Source organism: Sphaerochaeta halotolerans, assembly GCF_003429665.1.
Lineage (GTDB): Bacteria > Spirochaetota > Spirochaetia > Sphaerochaetales > Sphaerochaetaceae > Sphaerochaeta > Sphaerochaeta halotolerans.
In genome coordinates this window covers 116,123-134,761 of the sequence record NZ_QUWK01000007.1, presented here as the reverse complement: position 1 = coordinate 134,761, position 18,639 = coordinate 116,123, and the positions used below count along the sequence as shown (strand labels likewise).

Below are 18,639 nucleotides of genomic sequence, written 5' to 3'. Positions count from 1 at the left end.
AAATGAGAAAGTCTGTTTTGATTAATTTGCTGGTCATTACCATAGTTGTTACCACATTTGTCTTTGTCGGAATGTGGTATCTTCGCCCAGGCGTGCCCAATGAGATTCTCCAGCAAGCAAAAGAGCGGCAGTTGCAACCCTTGATGGAGGTTACTCCTCCAGTGAAAAAGCCCACTGTCCAGGAGGTTTCGCAGACAGAAACCTTGGCACGGGAACTGTTGCCCCGGCTACAAGAACAGCTCGAGCCGGTATTGAAAGAATCCATCTCTGCTCAAATCCTAAAAGATACCACATTGCTCAATTCCCTTGCAGGACAGTTGGAAGAACTTGTACTTCCCGCTCTCAGTGAAACATTGAGCGCTGATCAAGAAGCCTATCAAGAAGTACTTCGTAGTGAGCTTGAAGGATATGTCGAAAAGAACTTGGCAGAATTGAGAGCGGAAGCAAGCGTTTTGGAATCAGATATCAAGAACTCTGTAGCAACACAGCTGGAGAATATGAGAGCGGAGTTGACCAGGGAAGTGGACTCCTACGTTCCTCAGCTTGTTGACCGGATGATTCCCCAGGTCGTCTCCCAGGTTGTGAGCCAACTTGAGGCAAACAAGGAGACCTATATAGCAGAATTGCAGGCTAATCTACCCAGCCCAGGGGTGAGTGAGGAAGAAGCAATAGCGCTCTATGATAACTATCGAAGTGATATTGTCATGGATTTGGTTCCCTCTCTCCTCGATTCCATGGAGGAGCCGGTGAGAAAGGCTGTGCAGGATTATCTTGTTGAGATGAAATTCATCCCCCCTGTTCCCAGGATTCCCACCACCAAGATCTCAATTCAGGTGGATGAGCCGGTTGTGGTGGAAGAGGTTGCTCCAGTAGTAGCGCCTGCCCCACAAGCCCTGGTTGTAAAGGCAGTAGAACAAGCTCCCGCGTCTATGGTAGTGGAAGAGGTTGCTCCGGTACTAGCTCCTGCCCCACAAGCTCCGGTTGTAAAAGCAGTAGAACAAGTTTCCGCGCCTTTGCGGAAAGAAGGAGCGGAACCAATTCTTGTACCGACATTCGAAGAGAAGGAAACAGTGGTATTCATGGAACCTGAGGTCTATGAATCACAGCGTCAAGATATCCGCACCAAGGCTATTCAAGATGTTCTTGATCGGATTGCTCCTCGCTGATTGGATCAGGATAGGTCCTAATCACTCCCTCAGCATTTTGGAACATCCATGCTCCTTGTTCATCTTTTCCCAGCAGATAGCTTCTCCCTAATGGAACCTTCCCGCCACCCGCGGGAAGGTCTATTGCATATACCGGCATGGCTAGCCCAGAGAGTCGTTGTCTCAGCTGCTCCTCCAAGAGCAGTCCCTTCTGGATCGGAACGCGGAAGTGGGCTGTTCCTTCGACGAGGTCTCCTTGGAAGAGATAATATGGCTTAATCCTGTGCGATACCAATCGGTTGCAAAGCTCAACGAGCACATCGGCATCATCGTTCACTCCTCGAAGCAATACCGTCTGATTCATTGCAGGTATGCCTGCCTCCACGAAGCGGTCTACCGCCACTATTGCCTGTTGGGTGAGTTCCCTTGGATGGTTAAACTGACACATGAGGTAGAATGGGGCGCTCGAGAATTGTTTCAGCATGGTGATCAGGGAATCGGTAATCCGCATGGGGTAAGAAGCAGGTATCCTTGAACAGATGCGGATTACAAGGTCGGGACGCTTGCTTCTGAACGCTTGTATCATGGACTCCAAACGTGTATCAGAGAGGGTGAGTACATCACCCCCGGTAAAGAGAATTTCTAGTATTTCCTTGTGGTTTGCAACATAGGTTGCTGCCTCATTTACCTGTTCCTCACTTGCAGGTCCTTGGAAAGTTCCTGTAAAACGACGGCGGAAACAGTGCCTGCAATACATAGGACAGATATCAGTAGTAAGGAAGGCAACCCGGTTCTTATAGCGGTGGATAAGACGTTCGGTCACGCTGTATCTGACTTCCTCCAAGGGGTCAATGGTACCTTTTGATTCAGGAATCTGTTCATATCTCGTGGGAACTACCTGGCGTCTGAGTGGATCATCAGGATCCTCTGGGTTGATCAGGGAGAGAAAATAGGTTGGAATTTTCAGAGGGAGGGAGCAATTCCGGTTTTCATGGAAAGCGATCTCATCCTCTTTGAGGGAGAGGTAGCGCTGTAGTGCCTCTTTTGTGGTAACTACTGCCATATCATCATGTGTCTGCATGAACATGGTGTACCGTAAACACGTCATTTCGTCCAGAGCCGAGGAAAGCCTAACTCCCTTTGGAAAATATATGATACACTTACTGCAATTGGAGCGTAACAAGGAGTTTTTCTATGGCCAAAACACAAAAAAAAGGGTTGAAAGGGTATTACATTACCACCTTCTTGATCGGTCTTGGATTTTTTACCATGGGGTTGATGGACCCTCTCTATGATACCTATGTTCCTATTTTCCTGGCCCGTTTTGTTGAGTCCAAGGCTCTAATCGGGTCAATCATGACCTTTGACAATATTTTGGCCATATTCTTAATTCCCATTTTCAGTGCAATCAGTGACAGGACCCATACAAGGATAGGGAGAAGGATGCCGTTCATTGTCATCTGTCTTCCTATTACAGCTGTTGCATTTGGCTTGATCCCCTTCTCTGCCTTGAACAGTCTTTGGTTGCTCATTCTGCTTGTGTTTGTCCTCAATATATTCAAACAAGCGGTTAGGGGACCTGTGGTTGCGCTGATGCCCGATATGATACCAGGAGACCTTCGTAGTGAAGCCAACGGTGTAATCAATACCATGGGCGGAATTGCCGCCATCGTAGGAACAGTAGGTCTTGCACGATTGATGGATGTACCGATCAATCTTCCCGGTCGTGGCCCTACCACCGAAATTCTTGCGTTCCCTATCTCTTCTGTTCTTGTCATCATTGCCGTACTGCTTATCTTCTTCTTTGTGAAGGAGCGACCGGCGACGGCATCTGAACAGAGTGAGAAGAAGGAGCCGATCCTTCACTCACTGAAAGTCATCTTCGCCGAGCAGGACAAGAGTGCTCTTTTCATTCTGCTCTCTTTGCTGTTCTGGTTCATTGGGTATCAGGGAATCTTACCATTTGTCGGCTTGTATTCCAAGGATATCCTGAGAACCAGCAGTGGTACAGCAAGTCTGGCAGCAGGAATGGTGGGCATTGCCTATGCTCTCTTTGCCATTCCTTCAGGGATTGTGGCACACCGGGTAGGAAGGAAGAAGACGATCCGCATTTCTTTGGCAATTCTGGTAGTACTGCTTGCAGGGATCTTTTTTCATGATCCGCTCACCAGTGGAATGAGTGATGCATTTCGTCAATATACCTTTTGGGCTTTGCTCTTTTGCTTTGGTATTTTCTGGGTGTCTGTAGTAACCAATAGCTTCCCGATGCTCTGGCAGATGTCCTCCTACCAGACTGTGGGTATTTACACTGGTCTGTACTATTTCTTCAGCCAGCTAGCATCCATTATTAGCCCTCCGCTTACCGGTGCCTTCATTGATTTGTTCGGATTTAGGGCAATATTCCTCTATGGTTCAGCTTCCATGTTGATTGCATTCTTCCTGATGGGAAGAGTAACACGGGGAGAGCCCTCTGATGATGAGACTGAAACCCTAGAAACCAATGATGCCAAGGTGGGAGAATAAAATCTTTCCTCCAATGAGGATAAGCACAATCCCTCCCAAAATTCCCGCCTTGCTCTGTAGACGATTACCAAAGTGGTTTCCAATAATGACGGCAAGCAGTGAGAGAATAAATGTGACAATGCCGATCAAGGAGATGGAGAGTATAATATTCGTATTCAGAAATGCGAGGGTAATCCCAACTACTAATGCATCAATACTGGTAGCGATAGAAAGGAGCAACAGCTCTTTGAGATTGAGGCGTTCCACTGTTTCCACAGGACAGGTAGGGTCTTCCGTGATGGAATCATAGAGCATTTTTGCCCCTATGACACCGAGCAGGATGAAGGCAATCCAATGGTCGACAGGGGCGATGAATCGTTCAAACTGGTGGCCGAGTGACCAACCGATGAGTGGCATTCCCGCTTGAAAGACACCAAAAGAGAACGCGATGAGGGTTCCTTGGGCCCAATTGATTCTTCGCATCCTCAGCCCTTTGCACAGGGATACGGCAAACGCATCCATAGCAAGGCCTACAGAGAGCATGAGCAGTTCTATGATTCCCAAAAGGGGGTCCTCCAATGTTCCATGCGGGTGAGTATAGGAGGTTTTGCCATGAAACTCAAGATTGAGAAAAAAAGTCTGAAGTGTTGGATATCCAACATACTGTGAAAATTGATTGGTATAGAATGCAGGTACAAAGAGACACAGAGTGAATTAAAAAAGGAGTTATGACTACGATGATAAAGAATTTCAAACCATCAGAAGTAATGAGTTTTGCTGACCAGGTTATCTATCAGGAAGGGCAGGTCGTGAGCAAAACCCTTGCACAGGACAAGTATCATAGCTTAACCCTTTTTGCCTTCGAAAAAGGGGAGGAGATCAGCACCCACGCAAGTAGCGGGGATGCTTTGGTCATTGCCTTGGACGGAGAAGGACTTGTGACCATCGATGGCCAGGAGTTCAAGCTTGAGGCAGGGGATTCAATTCTGATGCCGAGTGGGGTACCCCATGCAATCTATGCACCAGAGCGTTTCAAGATGTTTCTGGTAGTCAGCTTTTAACATTACAAGGAGAGAACGAATGGACAACAAGATGTTCTGTTTCCAATGTCAGGAAACCGCCCGCAATTTCGGATGTACGCAAGTAGGAGTATGTGGCAAGCAGCCAGAGACTGCAAACCTTCAGGATCTCTTGATCTATGTGACCAAAGGTTTGAGCCAGGTTGCAACCAGACTCCGTGCTGAAAACAAGTTGGTCAGCAAGGATGTCAATCACATCGTCACCTACAATCTGTTCACTACAATTACCAATGCAAACTTTGATGGTGAGAAGGTGACTGAAAGGATTCTTCGTACCATTGAGGCAAAAGAGGCTTTGCTTGCTGATCTTTCTGCAAAGGATGGCTTGAGTGAAGCTGCACGCTATGACAATACTGATACCTCTACCTATGAAGAGTTTTCAAAGACTGTTGGTGTGCTCTCAGAGAGCAACGAAGATGTACGCTCTTTGAAGCAGTTGATCACCTATGGTTTGAAGGGTGTGAGTGCTTACACCAAGCATGCTAACAACCTGATAAAGGAAAACGAAGAGCTTGATGCCTTCATCCAGAGTGCTCTGAATGATCTGCTTGAAGAGAAGCGTGTTGATGAACTTGTAGAGCTAACCCTAAAGACAGGTGAATGGGGTGTTGCAGGCATGTCGCTGCTCGATGGAGCAAATACAGGCACCTATGGCAACCCAGAGATGACCAAGGTCAAGATTGGTGTAGGCAAGAACCCAGGTATCCTCATCAGTGGGCATGACCTGAGAGACCTCGAGATGTTGCTTGAGCAGACCCAGGGTACCGGTGTCGATGTATACACCCACTCTGAGATGCTTCCTGCCCACTACTACCCTGCATTCAAGAAGTATCCCAACTTCTATGGCAACTATGGGAACGCTTGGTGGATGCAGAAGAAGGAGTTTGAATCCTTCAATGGTCCGATCTTGATGACCACCAACTGTATCGTACCTCCTTCTGTATCGTACAAGAGCCGCCTTTTCACCACCGGCGCAACCGGTTTCCCTGGCTGTAAGCATATTGAAGGTGGCATTGGTGACAAAAAGGACTTCAGTGAGATCATCAACCTTGCAAAGACCTGTCCTCCTCCTACGGAGATTGAGTCTGGTGAGATCATCGGAGGCTTTGCTCATGAGCAGGTATTTGCTCTCGCTGACCAGGTTGTTGATGCTGTCAAGAGCGGTGCAATCAAGAAATTCGTGGTCATGGCTGGTTGTGACGGCCGTTCCAAGAGCAGAGACTACTACACAGAGTTTGCCAAGAACTTGCCAAAGGATACAGTAATCCTGACCGCTGGTTGTGCAAAATATCGGTACAACAAGCTGAACCTTGGTGACATCGGTGGTATCCCCCGTGTGTTGGACGCTGGTCAGTGCAATGACTCCTACTCCCTGGCTCTTATTGCCTTGAAGCTGAAGGAAGTCTTTGGTTTGGACGATATCAACGATCTTCCCATCGCATACAACATCGCTTGGTATGAGCAGAAAGCGGTTATTGTGCTGCTTGCCTTGCTTTACCTGGGTGTGAAGAACATCCACCTCGGGCCTACGTTGCCTGCATTCCTCTCACCAAATGTAGCCAGTGTGTTGGTTGAGAACTTCGGTATTGCCGGAATCTCATCGGTAGAGGATGACCTTGCAGAGCTAATCGGCTAATCAATTCGTCTAGGTAGTTGAGGGGAGCTTCCAGGTGGAGGCTCCCTTCTTGTAGTGCGCAACCAAAAAAGGCTGCCTCTCTTTGAAGAAAGGCAGCCATGTTGCAAAGCGATTGATGAAGTGCTAGAAGTACCAGCGAAGTGCAGCCCAGGCCATGGAGTTATCCTGGTAGACACCAAAGGTACCCTCTTCATCCCCAACAAACAAATCCACGCCGCCTTCAAGCAACACCCCATCTCCAAAGTTGTAGGAGAGGGATGGCCTGATTAGGGCATTGGCCGGCTCAAGTTCCATATAGGTGAAAAGCTTTGCAGTCAGGCGTTCATCCAAGAACGTATTCTGTACCCTGAAGGTGAGGGTGTGGGCAAACTCCTTGATTGGTTTCATCTGACTTACCAATGAATCATCATGGTCATGGGTATAGGTAAGCAGATACTGGGTCGACCACTGGGCTCCCAGCATATTCCAGTCCAGTCCCACCAACGTCTGTACCTGGTTATGGTACTCGATGGAGATGGGTGGATTACTTGTGGTATTCACACTATTCATCGGCTTCTCGAGTGCAAGAGCTACATCTCCCCTAAGGATCATACTTCCCAGGGTCGTATTGAAACTCCCCCCGACAAATCCGTACCGCTCATATCCTTGGGAAATTTCCCTTGAGGTAGAATCAGGGGCCGTTACCCCTGTTACCAATGGTTCATCGGTGAATACATAGCCTCCGTTTACCTTCCAGCTGATCGCATTCCCGAATCTTCCCAATGAGAGGAAAGCTTCACTATTTTCCAAGCTGGCATCTGGCATGGTGGGCACATTGATCGTAGCACTAATTGTTGGAGGAAACGGCATGGAAGGGGTCTGTGCCCACATCGAGTCCTGGGAGGGGAGGGTGGATGGAATGAAATGCGTCACCCAGATTCCCTGCAGGGTGTAATCTCCTGCGTAGTAATCGACCTTGATGGCCGGAACTGCCTTACGGATCTCCGTAAAGTCAGCAAGGATGAATGAGCGCATATTCCTTGGGCTTACCAAGTCAGTAATGAATGCCCCTTCAGCCTCACCCCAGATGACCTTTTGCTTACCTACCCTGATATCCGCATCCTGCAAATAGAAATCAAAATAGGCTTCCTGGATGTCGAGTTCCACTCCTTCATTGGGATAGCTGTATGCTACCGGATGTAGGGTGAATTTTCCGAGATCTCCATAGTAGTCATATCTCAGGTCGGCAGTTATCTCATGCACTGGCATATCAGATTGGCTGAATCGGAAGGTGGCATAGTCTCGAACCATGCCGCTGAATACCCCATCCCCGGCAACTGCCGGGAGTAGGACGGTAGCGAGTATAATACTGGTGAGTAGAATGGTCTTGTGTTTCATCACTTACCTCCTTGGTCCAATTTTCATTTGTCGTTCACTAAAGAAATTGTCATTGAAATCGAGATTGAATTCGACGTCTTCCATTCGTATTCTTGTTGAGGTATTCCCCTCTAGGTTCCTCATCGTCATGTCGGTGATGACGTAGATGCCATCTATCTCTTCATACGAGTCAATGGTGAGTGTTCTTCCCCGAGTTCCATCAGGGAGATAGAACTCCTTCTTCAAACCAAACCATTGTCCGTCGACAATCCACGAGAGGGTCCGAGGATAATCTTCATCTCCTTTTGCGATGCTTTCCACTACCAGAGTGGAAACTCCATCAATGGTCTCCTTTCTTAGGACTTTGTGCACATCCAAATCAGGATGTCGGCTCCCCATGTCATCATAGGTGAAGTCCGACCCCATGAAAGAGTCGTTCTTGCTGGTGCTGGCGATACGCTTCACTCTTTTAATGGCTGGCAAGTAGATATACTGGTCATCACTTCTTCCATCCTCATAACTGAAGCTGAGAAAGCTGGTGTTCCTTACATCACTGGGGGAGAGGAAGAACATAAGCTTGCTTTCCACCCCATCCTTATCCATTCGGTATTGAGCGATGCTTCGTTCCCTGACCGCTCCCCTTGCGTTGGTAATGGTCATGATCAGATTGGCGCTCATCGTTTCCCCGCTATCGCGGTTGTAGACTTCCCACATTATCTCACTACCACTTGGGGTAGCTGCGCTCACGGTAAGTAAGACGAACGTAATGAGCAGTGTAAGTACACTGAGTCGTTTTGTTGTATGTGTTCTCATGAAAAACTCCTTGTATTGTTGTCTAAAATGCGTTTTGGAAGAAACACATGTTTTTTCTCGAGATAGTGCACCAGTACCACCAGAATTGTGAGTGTGCCCAAGGCACTGGTTGCCATGTTCAGGACAATAAGAGCCCCTACCTGCCTGTTGGGAGGAAAGACGCTGAACATCAGGATTGCAAAACCACCCATTACGGCGATTGCATTAAAGATGATAGCCCTTCCCGTATGTCTCAGCGTCGATCTTGTGGCTTGTTCAAGCGAAGATCCACCAAGTCGTTCATTTGTATAGTGCTCCAGGAAGTGAATGGCATAGTCCACCCCGATACCGATGGCGATGCTCGTTATCAAGGCGGTTGCGCTGCTGAGTGGGATGCCAAGTAGTCCCATCACCCCGAAATTCACCACTGCTGTGATGGCAATCGGAACCGTTCCCACTACACCGATACGGAGGTTTTTGAACATGAGAGCCAAGAGAATGATGATGATTGCGAAGCTTATGGCCAAGCTGATGATCTGCCCTTCGAGCAAGAGCTCGCTGAAGATGAAGGCCTTGTATCCACTGCCTGCATACGTTATTTCAATTGCATGTTCCGCAAAGACTGGTCGGTAATAGTCAACCACAGCAAGGATGTCCTTCAGAACAGCTGAACTGTCACTCTTCAGCTGAACAGTGATGTTTGCACTGGTATACTCATAGTCAACGACCTGTTCCAAGGTTTCCGGGTCACCAGAGAATTCATAGAGCAGGAGATACTGACTAACCAACTCCTGTGAGTCAGGAATGCTGTAACTGCCATCCTCATGCTCCAGCATTACTTGGTTCATCTGCTTTATGAAGGTTGCCAGCGAGAGGGTGTTGCCTACAATTGGATCCTTCTCCAGGTCCTCTTGCATGGAATCCATCGCAAGCAAAACTTCCGGATGTTTGAAGAGGTCTGGCTCATCTCCATTGAGGATGATATTCAAGGTGGAGGTACCTCCGAAATTGCTGTTTACGAATTGGTCAGTCTGTGCGATGGTGCTGTCTTCCTCAAAGTTTGCTAGGAAGCTTGTGTCAATCCAGACTTTACTTGTTCCCCACACCCCGATGATGAGCACTGCAATGGAAATGAAAACAATCATCTTTGGACGATGCAACAGGAGTGCTTGCAAAGTATCAGATAAGGTTCCTTTTTCCCTCTGTGTCTCAAAGTCTGCCTTCGCTTTCTTGTACTTGGGTTTGCCCAGAAGATATATGGAGGCGGGGAAGAGCAACAGGGCAAGCAACATCTCCGATAGGACACCAATGGCAGCAAACAACCCGAAATAGCGGACAGGAAGTACCTGGCTGCTCATCAAGGCTACAAATCCGATTGCCGTGGTTATTGCGGTCATAATGATCGGTCTGACCATTTGCTTCAAGGATAGAGTGGCAAGTTCCTCTTTGGAAAGATCAGGGTAGGAGCGCATAAAGTGGTGGATGGTGTTGTGCATGTGGATACCATAGGCAACCCCGATGGCAATCAACATGACGGGGATCATGGTATCAACCGCATATATTGGGATGTTAAGCAACGTCATCAAGCCGAAGGAGACCAGTGTGCCAAAGAGCACAATGACCATGTTCAGTACGGTATCTCGTACCGATCGCAACAATAGGAAGAGCAGGATTATCATGGTAATGATGACCAGGGGGAACATGATTGCCATGTCCTTCGGTCCCAGCTCGGCAAGTGCCCCTTCAACTACTGGGCGTCCTGCAACCATGAGTTTCTCAGGCCCTTCCCACTGTGTGACCCACGTTTGTAAGACATCTGCGTCAATGTCGTTGTTCAGTTCAGCGATGATGAGCGTAGCTGTGCCATCTTTGCTGACGTTTCGCCCATAGATCATCGGATTGGCTTCTACCTCTGCCTGCATTTGTGAGATGGCCGCCTGACTTGTTTTTCCAGAGTAGAACGGCTCAACCTCAAGAAATCCGTCATCACTCTTGATGTTGTCGGCAGTTGTAAGACTGGTTACGGATTCAATTGCATCGAACTCCTCTTGAAGCGCTACGGTGATGGCATCAATCTTCTCAATCGTGCCCGAATTGTAGATGCCCTCTGGGTGTTCCACTACGATGAGTATTGCATCCTTGATGCCGAAGAGACTCTCCGCTTTGTCACTAGCCATGAAGGCCGGGTGGGTCTTTGGCATATACTCATCAAGGTCTGTCTCCAACACTGCATTGTTGGCAATGGAGAGCACAAAGATGAGGGATAGTATCAGAACTGTGAACAAGAGAAGAAACGGGCGTTTTGCAAATGATGTGAAAAAGTGCATAAATCCTCCGATAGTTAACGTTTACTTACATATAATTGAAATGAATATCACTCTTCTTTCAATGGAGTGCATGGTTATTGCAATGAAAAGAGGGTACTCAGGCTTGCCGTGACAGGGGCCGCATAGTCCATCAGGTTTGTTGGTTGGTCCTGCATGTGCCAGCGTGAGACATAGAGGCGGATGGTGCCGAAGGTGATCATGGCAAGTTCAATAGGTTTCAAATCGGCTCTGCAACGTTTTTCTGCAATGGCATCTGTATAGAACTTAGCGAGTTGCTTCAGGTTTCCACTTAGTAGTGCATCCAACTGTGGCTTGAGTTGGATATCGACATTGAAAGTCTCCTCAGCAAACAGCATGAGGGTGAACGCTGTATTATGTTCCAGGAGAGTGAACAAGTCATTTATAAACTTGGTGAGTGCTTCTTTGTAGGAACCTTGGGATGCATGTAATGTAGCGAACTGTGGAGCAAGTAAACTATCTAAATGGACAAGGATGGCTTGTAGTAGTTCATGTTTGCTCGCAAAGTGTCGATATACCGCCGCCTCGCTGACTCCAATGGCAGAGGCCACATTACGAATAGTCAATTTTTGGATTCCATCATTGGCTGTCACGCGGATTGCTGCTTCAACCAACTCAATCTGTCGTTTTGTCTGCATCGGTTCCTCCAGAGTAAGTTAACGATTACTAACGTACAATTGTTTTTCTATTTTGACAAGAGGGAAATACGTTTTTTTCCAAGCTTTGTTTAGTTGCTCTTGCAACCATGCCCGTTCAACATGATACTGAAAACATGGAGGGATCAAGCCTATGAAAAACGTATCATCAACTGATGCAGCAAAAGCAATAGTGGAGCGCTATCTCGCATCACACGAGCGAGGCCAGTATACGTGGCGACCGTTTGTAAAACGAGGTATCTACAGGAGAGAAGATTACCGCTACCATGCAGACCTGCAGGGTTTGCTCCCCTCTGCTCCTCTTGGTTCCTACAGCTATATCTGGGGAGTATATCCCAGCACAGGAGAGACTACGCTCCGTTTCGCCCTCATCCCCTATGGACCAGTCAAAGTGTATGTGAATGGTGCACTGGTGGGGGAGAGTGATATCTTCAGTGAACGATATCGCAGCAAGCAGATTCTCGAACTTCCCATGAGAAAAGGCCTGAATGATCTGGTCTTGCTCTGTGAAAACACCAGTGGAGGTTTTGGCTGTGAGTTCGGTACGTGGGTCGGGAAGCTGGACTATTACTTTCTCATGCCCGCCCTCTACAGTGAAATGGAAGGATTGTGTTACTCTGCTCCTCAGGAAACCCTGCTGGAATCTCTCTCCTTGGATTCCTTGTATTCCTTATCGTGGTTTCCAGAGCGTCCTGACCTTCATGAGGGAGAGGTAAAGCTTAGCAGCGTTTTCCCTGATGCGAAGGAAGGGCAATGTGCTGTACTTGCCACATCCTTTACCTTGAAAGAGAACCGATGGTGTACCTTTCAGAGCAATGCCCGACTTTTTCTTGATGATCTTCCCGTAGAGGGGTCTCTGGAACTGCAATCAGGCCGGCATACCCTTCTGCTCCATGCCAGAATCGAGGAAATGGTCTCCTTGGTAGTCCGGGATGCGAAGACCAATGATACGATAGCTGTATCCAATCCAGTCCTTCCAGAATCGTGCCCTTATCGTTTTCTCATAGCAGGTCCCTTTGATTCACGTCCCGATGCATTCACACTTCAATACACCAAGCCGTTTCCTACTGCCGATGGGGAAGATTTCTGGCATCTTGAAGGGAAAAATACCTACTTGAGAATGTATAATGACAATCCTCTGTTCGGTCATTGGAACTATCCCCTTGGTGTCACCCTCTATGGCCTAGCGGAAACGGAGCGGATGCTCTCTTCTTCTGATCCTTCCCTGGCATACCGTATTGCAGAGTATCTGGAGAACCACATACAAGCCAGTCTGGACTCCTACCCCTATGCGATGTGGGACAAGGAGCACTTGGGAGGCAGCACCGCTGTACATCACTTGATGACAAGTCTGGACAGCCTTGATGACTGTGGTTCCTTTGCCTCGACGGTTCTGGAAGTGGGGAAGGATCATGAACTTCATGGATTTGAAGAGATTATTGAAGTAGTTCATACGTATATCAGCAAAATTCAGCCCCGCTTAAGTGATGGTACGTTCTTCCGCACCGGACTCATGCATGAGTTCCATGAGAACACCATGTGGGTCGATGACCTATATATGTCCGTTCCTTTCCTTATTCGCTACAGTATCTATGCAAACGATAATTCCTCCTTGGAGGATGCAATCAACCAATTCTTTGGGTTTGCCAAATACCTCTACATGGAAGATGAGCAATTGATGAGCCATGTCTATGATTTTGAGCGAAATATTGCAACAGGGATTCCTTGGGGAAGGGGAAATGGGTGGGCATTGTTCAGCCTCTCCGAACTGCTGATGGTATTGCCTGAAAACCATCCGAAACGGAAGAAGCTGATTACATTTTTTCGCTCCCTCAGTGAAGGATTCCTCCGTCACCAGGATGAGGAGGGAATGTTCCATCAAGTGTTGGATATGCACAGTTCCTACCAAGAAAGTTCCTGTACTGCCATGGCTGCCTGTGCCTTCTCTAGGGGCGTGCGTCACCAGTGGTATGAGAACCCGGAACCCTATCGTGAGGGGTGTGTGAAGGCATGTGATGGACTCAAGAAAAAGGCCATCGATGGCGATGGCCATGTGCATGGTGTGTGCCGTGGTTCGGAGTTCTCCTGTTCACGGCGCTACTATGCCGAGCAGTTGCTTCCCCGCCTGGATGATACCCATGGAATAGGTATCATCCTCCTAGCGCTCTGTGAAGGAGAGAAACTCGATTAACCCTTCAGCCCGGTTGTAGCCAATCCCTGAACGATGTACTTCTGGAAGATCAGGAAGATGATCAGAACTGGGAGAAGACTCAGTGTCCCCATGGCAAAGATGGCGGACCAGTCAGTCGAGGTTTGTGGATCACTGAACATCCTGAGGGCCAAAGATACGGTAAAGAGCTTTGGCTTGTTCAAAAAGAGCAGTGGGCCGAGGAAGTCATCCCATCTCCAGTAGAAGCTGAAGATGGTACTGGTGATCACTGCGGGCTTGATCAGAGGGAAAAGGATTTTCGTGAAGATCATGAAGCGGTTGCACCCGTCAATCTTTGCAGAGTCATCAAGTTCATAGGGAATCTGCCGGATGAATTGCACCATGAGAAAGATGAAGAAGGGTAGTCCAGCAAACTGCGGCACAATCAAGGGTTTGAAAGAATTGATCCAACCAATCTTATGAAAAATGATGAACTGGGGAACCATGACTACTTGGTAGGGAATCATCATGGTAAGGAACATGCAAGCATACCAGAATGATCTGCCCCTAAATGGTACCCGGGCAAAGCCATAGGCAACCAAACTGGAGGCAAGCACTGCTCCGAAAGTGGAGAGGATCGTATAGTAGAATGAGTTCTTGAAGAAGGTTGTGAAAGTGATTGTGTTGTTGAATTTCCAACCACGGATATAGTTCTCCAAACTCAGGGATTTTGGAATCAGGGAGCTGGAACCAAATATCTCAGCATTGGTCTTGAACGAGTTGGAAACCATCCAAAGAATCGGATAGAGCATCAGGAATCCAAGCAGGATGACAACGATGTGGAATGTGGTTTGGCCGAGAAGATATTTTGTTTTTCGATTCAACATCTTATTTGCCCTCCTTTGCTTCGTAGAAGACCCAGCTGTTTGAAGTCTTGAAAACTATTCCAGTCATCACTCCAATAATCAGTACGAGGACCCATGCTAGAGCACTTCCATAACCCATGTCATAGTACTTGAATGCTCTTTGGTAGAGGTAGAGAGCATACACCAATGTTGAGTTCAGCGGATCTCCGGAGCCTCCTGAGACCACAAACGCCTGGGTAAAGACAGTGAACCCATTGATCAGCTGCATGACCAGGTTGAAGAAGATAACCGGGGTAATCTGGGGGACTGTTATGTGAGTAAATTTCTTCAAAGGGTTTGCCCCATCGATGGAGGCAGCTTCATAAAGCTCCTTGGGAATCTGTCTAAGCCCTGCAAGGAAGATCAGCATGGAGGATCCAAACTGCCATACTGCAAGCAGAATTAAAGTCCAGATTGCTGTCGAAGGGTTTCCAATCCAGGATATGTCGGTGACGATACCGATTTTTGTGAGTGCAGCATTCAATGCTCCGTCTGCCATGAACAGGCGTCTCCACATAACCGCGATGGCGATTGAGCCGCCGACTAGGGAAGGCACGTAATATATTGCTTGATATATCCTGATTGCACGGGTACCACGGTTGAACAGCATGGCAACGAAGAAGGCGAAAACCAGACGCAGTGGTACTGAAACGAAGGCATAAAAGAAGGTGACCTTCAGCGACTGCCAGAAGAGTTCATCACCTAGCATTCTCCTGAAGTTCTCCAGTCCATTGAATATCGGTTCACCGAGGATATCGTATTCGGTGAATGAGTAATAGAGAGAGAAAAGGATAGGGATAATCGAAAAGGCTATGAACCCCAACAGCCATGGGCTGATGAAAGCATAGCCGGATAGATCGTTCAAGAACGATCGCCTGCGGGGTGTGAGTTGCTTCATGGATGCTCCTTCCGGCTATAGAGGAAGACCTTGGGGGGCAGGTCTTCCCCATAGTGTACCGTTGCTCTTACTTCAGAATTTCGTTTCCTCTGCTCATGATCTTTGCAACCCCTTCATTGAGGGATACACGCTTCATGAGTATCTCTTGGGTTACATCACGTACCATCTTGAGGAACTCGCCGCTGCCTGCCGGATCGGGAGCATCAATCGGTCCTGCATTCTTGGAAACAAGACTGATGTAATCGAAAATTTGCTTGTTGATTGGATCAACCATTGTAGCCATGTGCTCACGCACATCATCAGGAATGGGAACGCCACGTTCACCCATCAACATTTCATTGACTTCAATATCATTGACAAAGTAATTGAGGAATTTGGCTGCAAGTTCAGGATTCTCTGCAGTAGCTGGAATGCTGAAGAACATGGAAGGCTTGAGGAATGTTCCCTTAGCCTTAGCATTCTTGATGTTGGGAAGCATTGCTATTTCGAGCGGGCGTTGTGCAGCAGCCTGAGTGGATACAAATTGGTTGGACCAGATGAATTCAACCCATGTATCCCCCTTTGCCATTGCTCCTTCTTCGGGGCTGACTGTTACAAAGGCTGTTTCCGGTTTGATGAGAGCACCCGCATCAAGGAGTCTGAGCTGGATTGCATAGAACTCACGCAGAACTGCGGGATCGGTAAAACCGAGTCCTGTTTTACCATAGGTGGATGCGCCGGTCTGACGGATCATGTTGTCAAACCCAACCTTGGGATCAGTGGTGAAGAATGGGATGGTCTGTACACCAGTCTTCTGGTATACCTGTATGGCGATGCGTTCAAAATCTTCCCAAGTCCAGGTTGTGCTGTCGATTTGTGAAATGCCCGCCTTCTTGAGAACAGCAGGATCATAGGTTAGACAAACTGCATTGGTGCCCAAGCTGATGCCATATAATTTACCGTCAACCCTGCCACCTGTAAGGAAGGAGTCATTGATCTTGGAGAGGTCGATGATTCCCTGGTTTACATAGGGGGTAAGATCAGCGAGCTGATTCCTCTCTACCCACTGAAGCATGTATGCATAGTCATGTTGCATAAGGTCAGGGAGGCTCCCTGCGGCTGCCTGGGTGTTCATCTTGTCCCAATAGCCACTCCAACCGGTTGTCTCGGTCTCAATTGTGACTCCCGGATTCTTAGCTTCAAACATTTGGACGGCCTTGTAGGTGCGTTCATCTCGGGTAGGGTTACCCCACCAAGCGAGACGCATCGTGTTCGAATCAGTTTTCTCGGCAGCTGCCTGGGCGAAGAGGACTCCCGGTAGCAACAAGAGGGTCACCAAGATGGTGATGAGAACGTTTTTTGCTTTCATACAAATCACTCCTTATTGTTCGTGTTGTGTATAGTGTACGGGCTTACACATAAGATGTCAAAAACTTATGGTAAGTAGTTTTATACAAAGAAGATAATGAGTATGTATTATCCAAGAATATGTCGGAATTAGACAAAATTGTCTAAAGAAAAACCCCCAAGGATGTTCATGGGGGTTTGGTAGCAAGGGATTGGTCAGTTGTTGACTCGTTCAATATACTCTTTTGTTTCAGTATTGATGCGAATCTTCTCACCTTGCTTGATGAAAATTGGTACCCGGACCTTCAGTCCTGTTTCCGTGGTAACGTACTTGGTTGCACCTTGAACGGTGTCACCCTTTACCGCTTCTTCAGCTTCTGCTACCAAATAGATGACTTTTGGGGGAAGCTGGATGTCGAGCAACTGGTCTTCCCAGAATGTGCACCGATAGGTCTCCCCGTCTTTCATGAGAAACTCATAATCCGGGAAAGTGCTCATGGGAACCTCAATCTGCTCGAAGGTATCAGTCATCATGAAATGGAAATGCTCTCCATCATTGTACAGATACTGACAGTCACGGTCCATTACACTGATGTCTTCAGCGTTATCCTGGGTCTTCATCGTTTCACTCAAGGTCTGGCCTGTTGAGGGGCTCTTCATCTTCAGCCGAACGAAGGCGGAGCCTTTTCCGGGATTCACGAACTCTCGGTCAACGACCACAAAGGGTTGTCCTTTGATCAATAAGGCGGTTCCCTTATCGATTTGGCCTGCTTTAATCATGTGTATTACCTCGTATAGTTACAAATTACGCGTATTGCCATTCCTCAGCATATCAGAAAGCGGAAAAAGAATCACCCCCTGCAGACTCATTTTGTCCATGAGCAACATCAACAGGCGGTCAAGCCCCATTGCAACACCAGAACACTGGGGCATTGAGGCAAAAGTATGGGCAAGGGTTGGGTCGGTATCAGGGATAACCGAACCACTGACCATCCTGTTTTCAATCAGTTTTGCATACTCACTCTGATAGTAGGCGGAGATGGCGTTCTCTCCCCGCTCCTCATCATAGCAATTGGCAATTTCTACGCCACGGATATACAGTTCCCACCTGCGGCGATAAAGACCGTCTGACTTGGCTAGGCAGGCGATCTGCCTCGGATACTGCTCGAGTACCAACGGACGGTCTTGAGGGAGTTTCGGTTCTACAAATGTAAGGAAGATCCTGTTGAATGTGTCTTCCCAGCTTTCAGGTTCGGTCGGAATTGAGAGCCCTAGTCTCCGTGCTTCTGAGGCAAGTGAACTCTGTTGTTGGTGCTTTTTCAGATCTATTCCCGTATAGGAGAGCATTGCCTCTTCGACTGTCATCCTCCTGAACGGAGGTCTGAGGTCTTCAGGACTGTCCGCAGAAAGCAACGAGGCAATAAGCTCCTCACTCAAGGTAATGGAATCCTGTTCATCTGCACCTACCGTGTAGTACTCAAGCATTGAGAACTCTATATTGTGGATATGTCCAAGTTGTTCACTGTTTCTGAAGCAATGGCTGATCTGGTAGATGCTGCCGAGTCCATCTGCAATGAGTTGCTTCATGAAAATTTCAGGGGAAGGAACCAGATACAGGTCCTTGGATGGAAGAAAGGGATTTTCAAACCGCGTGGAAAAGTTCTCTATGGTAGCCTCTGGTATGAGGGTAGGACTAAGAATAGGGGTATCAACTTCGGTATAGGAACGTTCATCGAAGAAGGTGCGGATCGCCTTGTTCATCCTACTCCTTTGCTGTGCTGCTGTTTTCATGGGTGCATCATAGCCAAAGGGTCGCTTGTGTTGCAAGCATACCGTGCAAAACAGTATAC

The 18,639-nt window shown here is 47.8% G+C and carries 16 protein-coding genes; 5 read left to right on the top strand and 11 right to left on the bottom strand.

The features are described 5' to 3' along the window. The first annotated feature begins 2 nt into the window (after positions 1–2). Positions 3–1,166 (top strand): hypothetical protein, encoded by a 1,164-nt coding sequence (locus DYP60_RS08085; RefSeq protein ID WP_117330500.1) that lies wholly within the window; start codon positions 3–5, stop codon positions 1,164–1,166. Here DYP60_RS08085 and DYP60_RS08080 read toward each other — a convergent pair. Continuing rightward, positions 1,129–2,226 carry a KamA family radical SAM protein gene (locus DYP60_RS08080; protein WP_117330550.1) on the bottom strand — a complete coding sequence of 366 codons (1,098 nt, stop codon included), beginning with the start codon at positions 2,224–2,226 and terminating at the stop codon, positions 1,129–1,131. The genes DYP60_RS08085 and DYP60_RS08080 overlap by 38 nt on opposite strands. Positions 2,227–2,339: 113 nt before the next feature. Between DYP60_RS08080 and DYP60_RS08075 the strand changes: the two genes are divergently transcribed. After that, the gene (locus DYP60_RS08075; protein ID WP_117330499.1) at positions 2,340–3,668 is read left to right on the top strand and encodes an MFS transporter; all 1,329 of its coding nucleotides are present in this window, start codon (positions 2,340–2,342) and stop codon (positions 3,666–3,668) included. Here the strand turns inward: DYP60_RS08075 and DYP60_RS08070 are convergent. Further along, on the bottom strand, positions 3,636–4,211 hold the full coding sequence (locus tag DYP60_RS08070; protein ID WP_117330498.1) for a manganese efflux pump MntP: 576 nt from the start codon (positions 4,209–4,211) through the stop codon (positions 3,636–3,638). The genes DYP60_RS08075 and DYP60_RS08070 overlap by 33 nt on opposite strands. A 173-nt stretch (positions 4,212–4,384) precedes the next feature. Between DYP60_RS08070 and DYP60_RS08065 the strand changes: the two genes are divergently transcribed. Together DYP60_RS08065 and hcp are read left to right on the top strand one after the other, a co-directional pair. Continuing rightward, positions 4,385–4,708, top strand: a complete 324-nt coding sequence (locus tag DYP60_RS08065; protein ID WP_202384405.1) for a cupin domain-containing protein — start codon at positions 4,385–4,387, stop codon at positions 4,706–4,708. Positions 4,709–4,727: 19 nt separating this feature from the next. Continuing rightward, the gene (gene hcp / locus DYP60_RS08060; RefSeq protein ID WP_117330496.1) at positions 4,728–6,362 is read left to right on the top strand and encodes a hydroxylamine reductase; all 1,635 of its coding nucleotides are present in this window, start codon (positions 4,728–4,730) and stop codon (positions 6,360–6,362) included. Positions 6,363–6,485: 123 nt separating this feature from the next. On the opposite strand, the gene DYP60_RS08055 is transcribed toward hcp, so the two are convergent. The 4 genes from DYP60_RS08055 to DYP60_RS08040 all read right to left on the bottom strand — a co-directional run bounded on the left by DYP60_RS08055 (position 6,486) and on the right by DYP60_RS08040 (position 11,493). Further along, entirely contained in the window at positions 6,486–7,739 is a 1,254-nt protein-coding gene (locus tag DYP60_RS08055; RefSeq protein ID WP_117330495.1) for a DUF1302 family protein, read from the bottom strand. Between the two features lie 3 nt (positions 7,740–7,742). Then, a complete protein-coding gene (locus DYP60_RS08050) occupies positions 7,743–8,531 on the bottom strand; it encodes an outer membrane lipoprotein-sorting protein (protein ID WP_117330494.1) in 789 nt (262 codons plus the stop codon). Next, on the bottom strand, positions 8,528–10,837 hold the full coding sequence (locus DYP60_RS08045; RefSeq protein WP_117330493.1) for an efflux RND transporter permease subunit: 2,310 nt from the start codon (positions 10,835–10,837) through the stop codon (positions 8,528–8,530). Before DYP60_RS08045 ends, DYP60_RS08050 begins: the two co-directional genes overlap by 4 nt. Before the next feature lie 74 nt (positions 10,838–10,911). Continuing rightward, positions 10,912–11,493 carry a TetR/AcrR family transcriptional regulator gene (locus DYP60_RS08040; protein WP_117330492.1) on the bottom strand — a complete coding sequence of 194 codons (582 nt, stop codon included), beginning with the start codon at positions 11,491–11,493 and terminating at the stop codon, positions 10,912–10,914. Positions 11,494–11,644: 151 nt separating this feature from the next. Here DYP60_RS08040 and DYP60_RS08035 point away from each other — a divergent pair, with 151 nt between their 5' ends. Next, a complete protein-coding gene (locus DYP60_RS08035) occupies positions 11,645–13,702 on the top strand; it encodes a glycoside hydrolase family 88/105 protein (protein WP_117330491.1) in 2,058 nt (685 codons plus the stop codon). On the opposite strand, the gene DYP60_RS08030 is transcribed toward DYP60_RS08035, so the two are convergent. The 5 genes from DYP60_RS08030 to DYP60_RS08010 all read right to left on the bottom strand — a co-directional run bounded on the left by DYP60_RS08030 (position 13,699) and on the right by DYP60_RS08010 (position 18,580). Then, entirely contained in the window at positions 13,699–14,547 is an 849-nt protein-coding gene (locus DYP60_RS08030) for a carbohydrate ABC transporter permease (protein WP_117330490.1), read from the bottom strand. The two genes, DYP60_RS08035 and DYP60_RS08030, sit on opposite strands and share 4 nt — an antisense overlap. 1 nt (position 14,548) lies before the next feature. After that, positions 14,549–15,463 carry a carbohydrate ABC transporter permease gene (locus DYP60_RS08025; RefSeq protein WP_117330489.1) on the bottom strand — a complete coding sequence of 305 codons (915 nt, stop codon included), beginning with the start codon at positions 15,461–15,463 and terminating at the stop codon, positions 14,549–14,551. 67 nt (positions 15,464–15,530) lie between these two features. Continuing rightward, positions 15,531–16,811, bottom strand: coding sequence for an ABC transporter substrate-binding protein (locus tag DYP60_RS08020; RefSeq protein WP_117330488.1), 1,281 nt, complete (start codon positions 16,809–16,811; stop codon positions 15,531–15,533). Positions 16,812–17,005: 194 nt separating this feature from the next. Then, positions 17,006–17,569 (bottom strand): elongation factor P, encoded by a 564-nt coding sequence (efp, locus tag DYP60_RS08015; protein ID WP_117330487.1) that lies wholly within the window; start codon positions 17,567–17,569, stop codon positions 17,006–17,008. Between the two features lie 18 nt (positions 17,570–17,587). After that, entirely contained in the window at positions 17,588–18,580 is a 993-nt protein-coding gene (locus DYP60_RS08010) for an amino acid--tRNA ligase-related protein (protein WP_117330549.1), read from the bottom strand. Positions 18,581–18,639 lie beyond the last annotated feature (59 nt).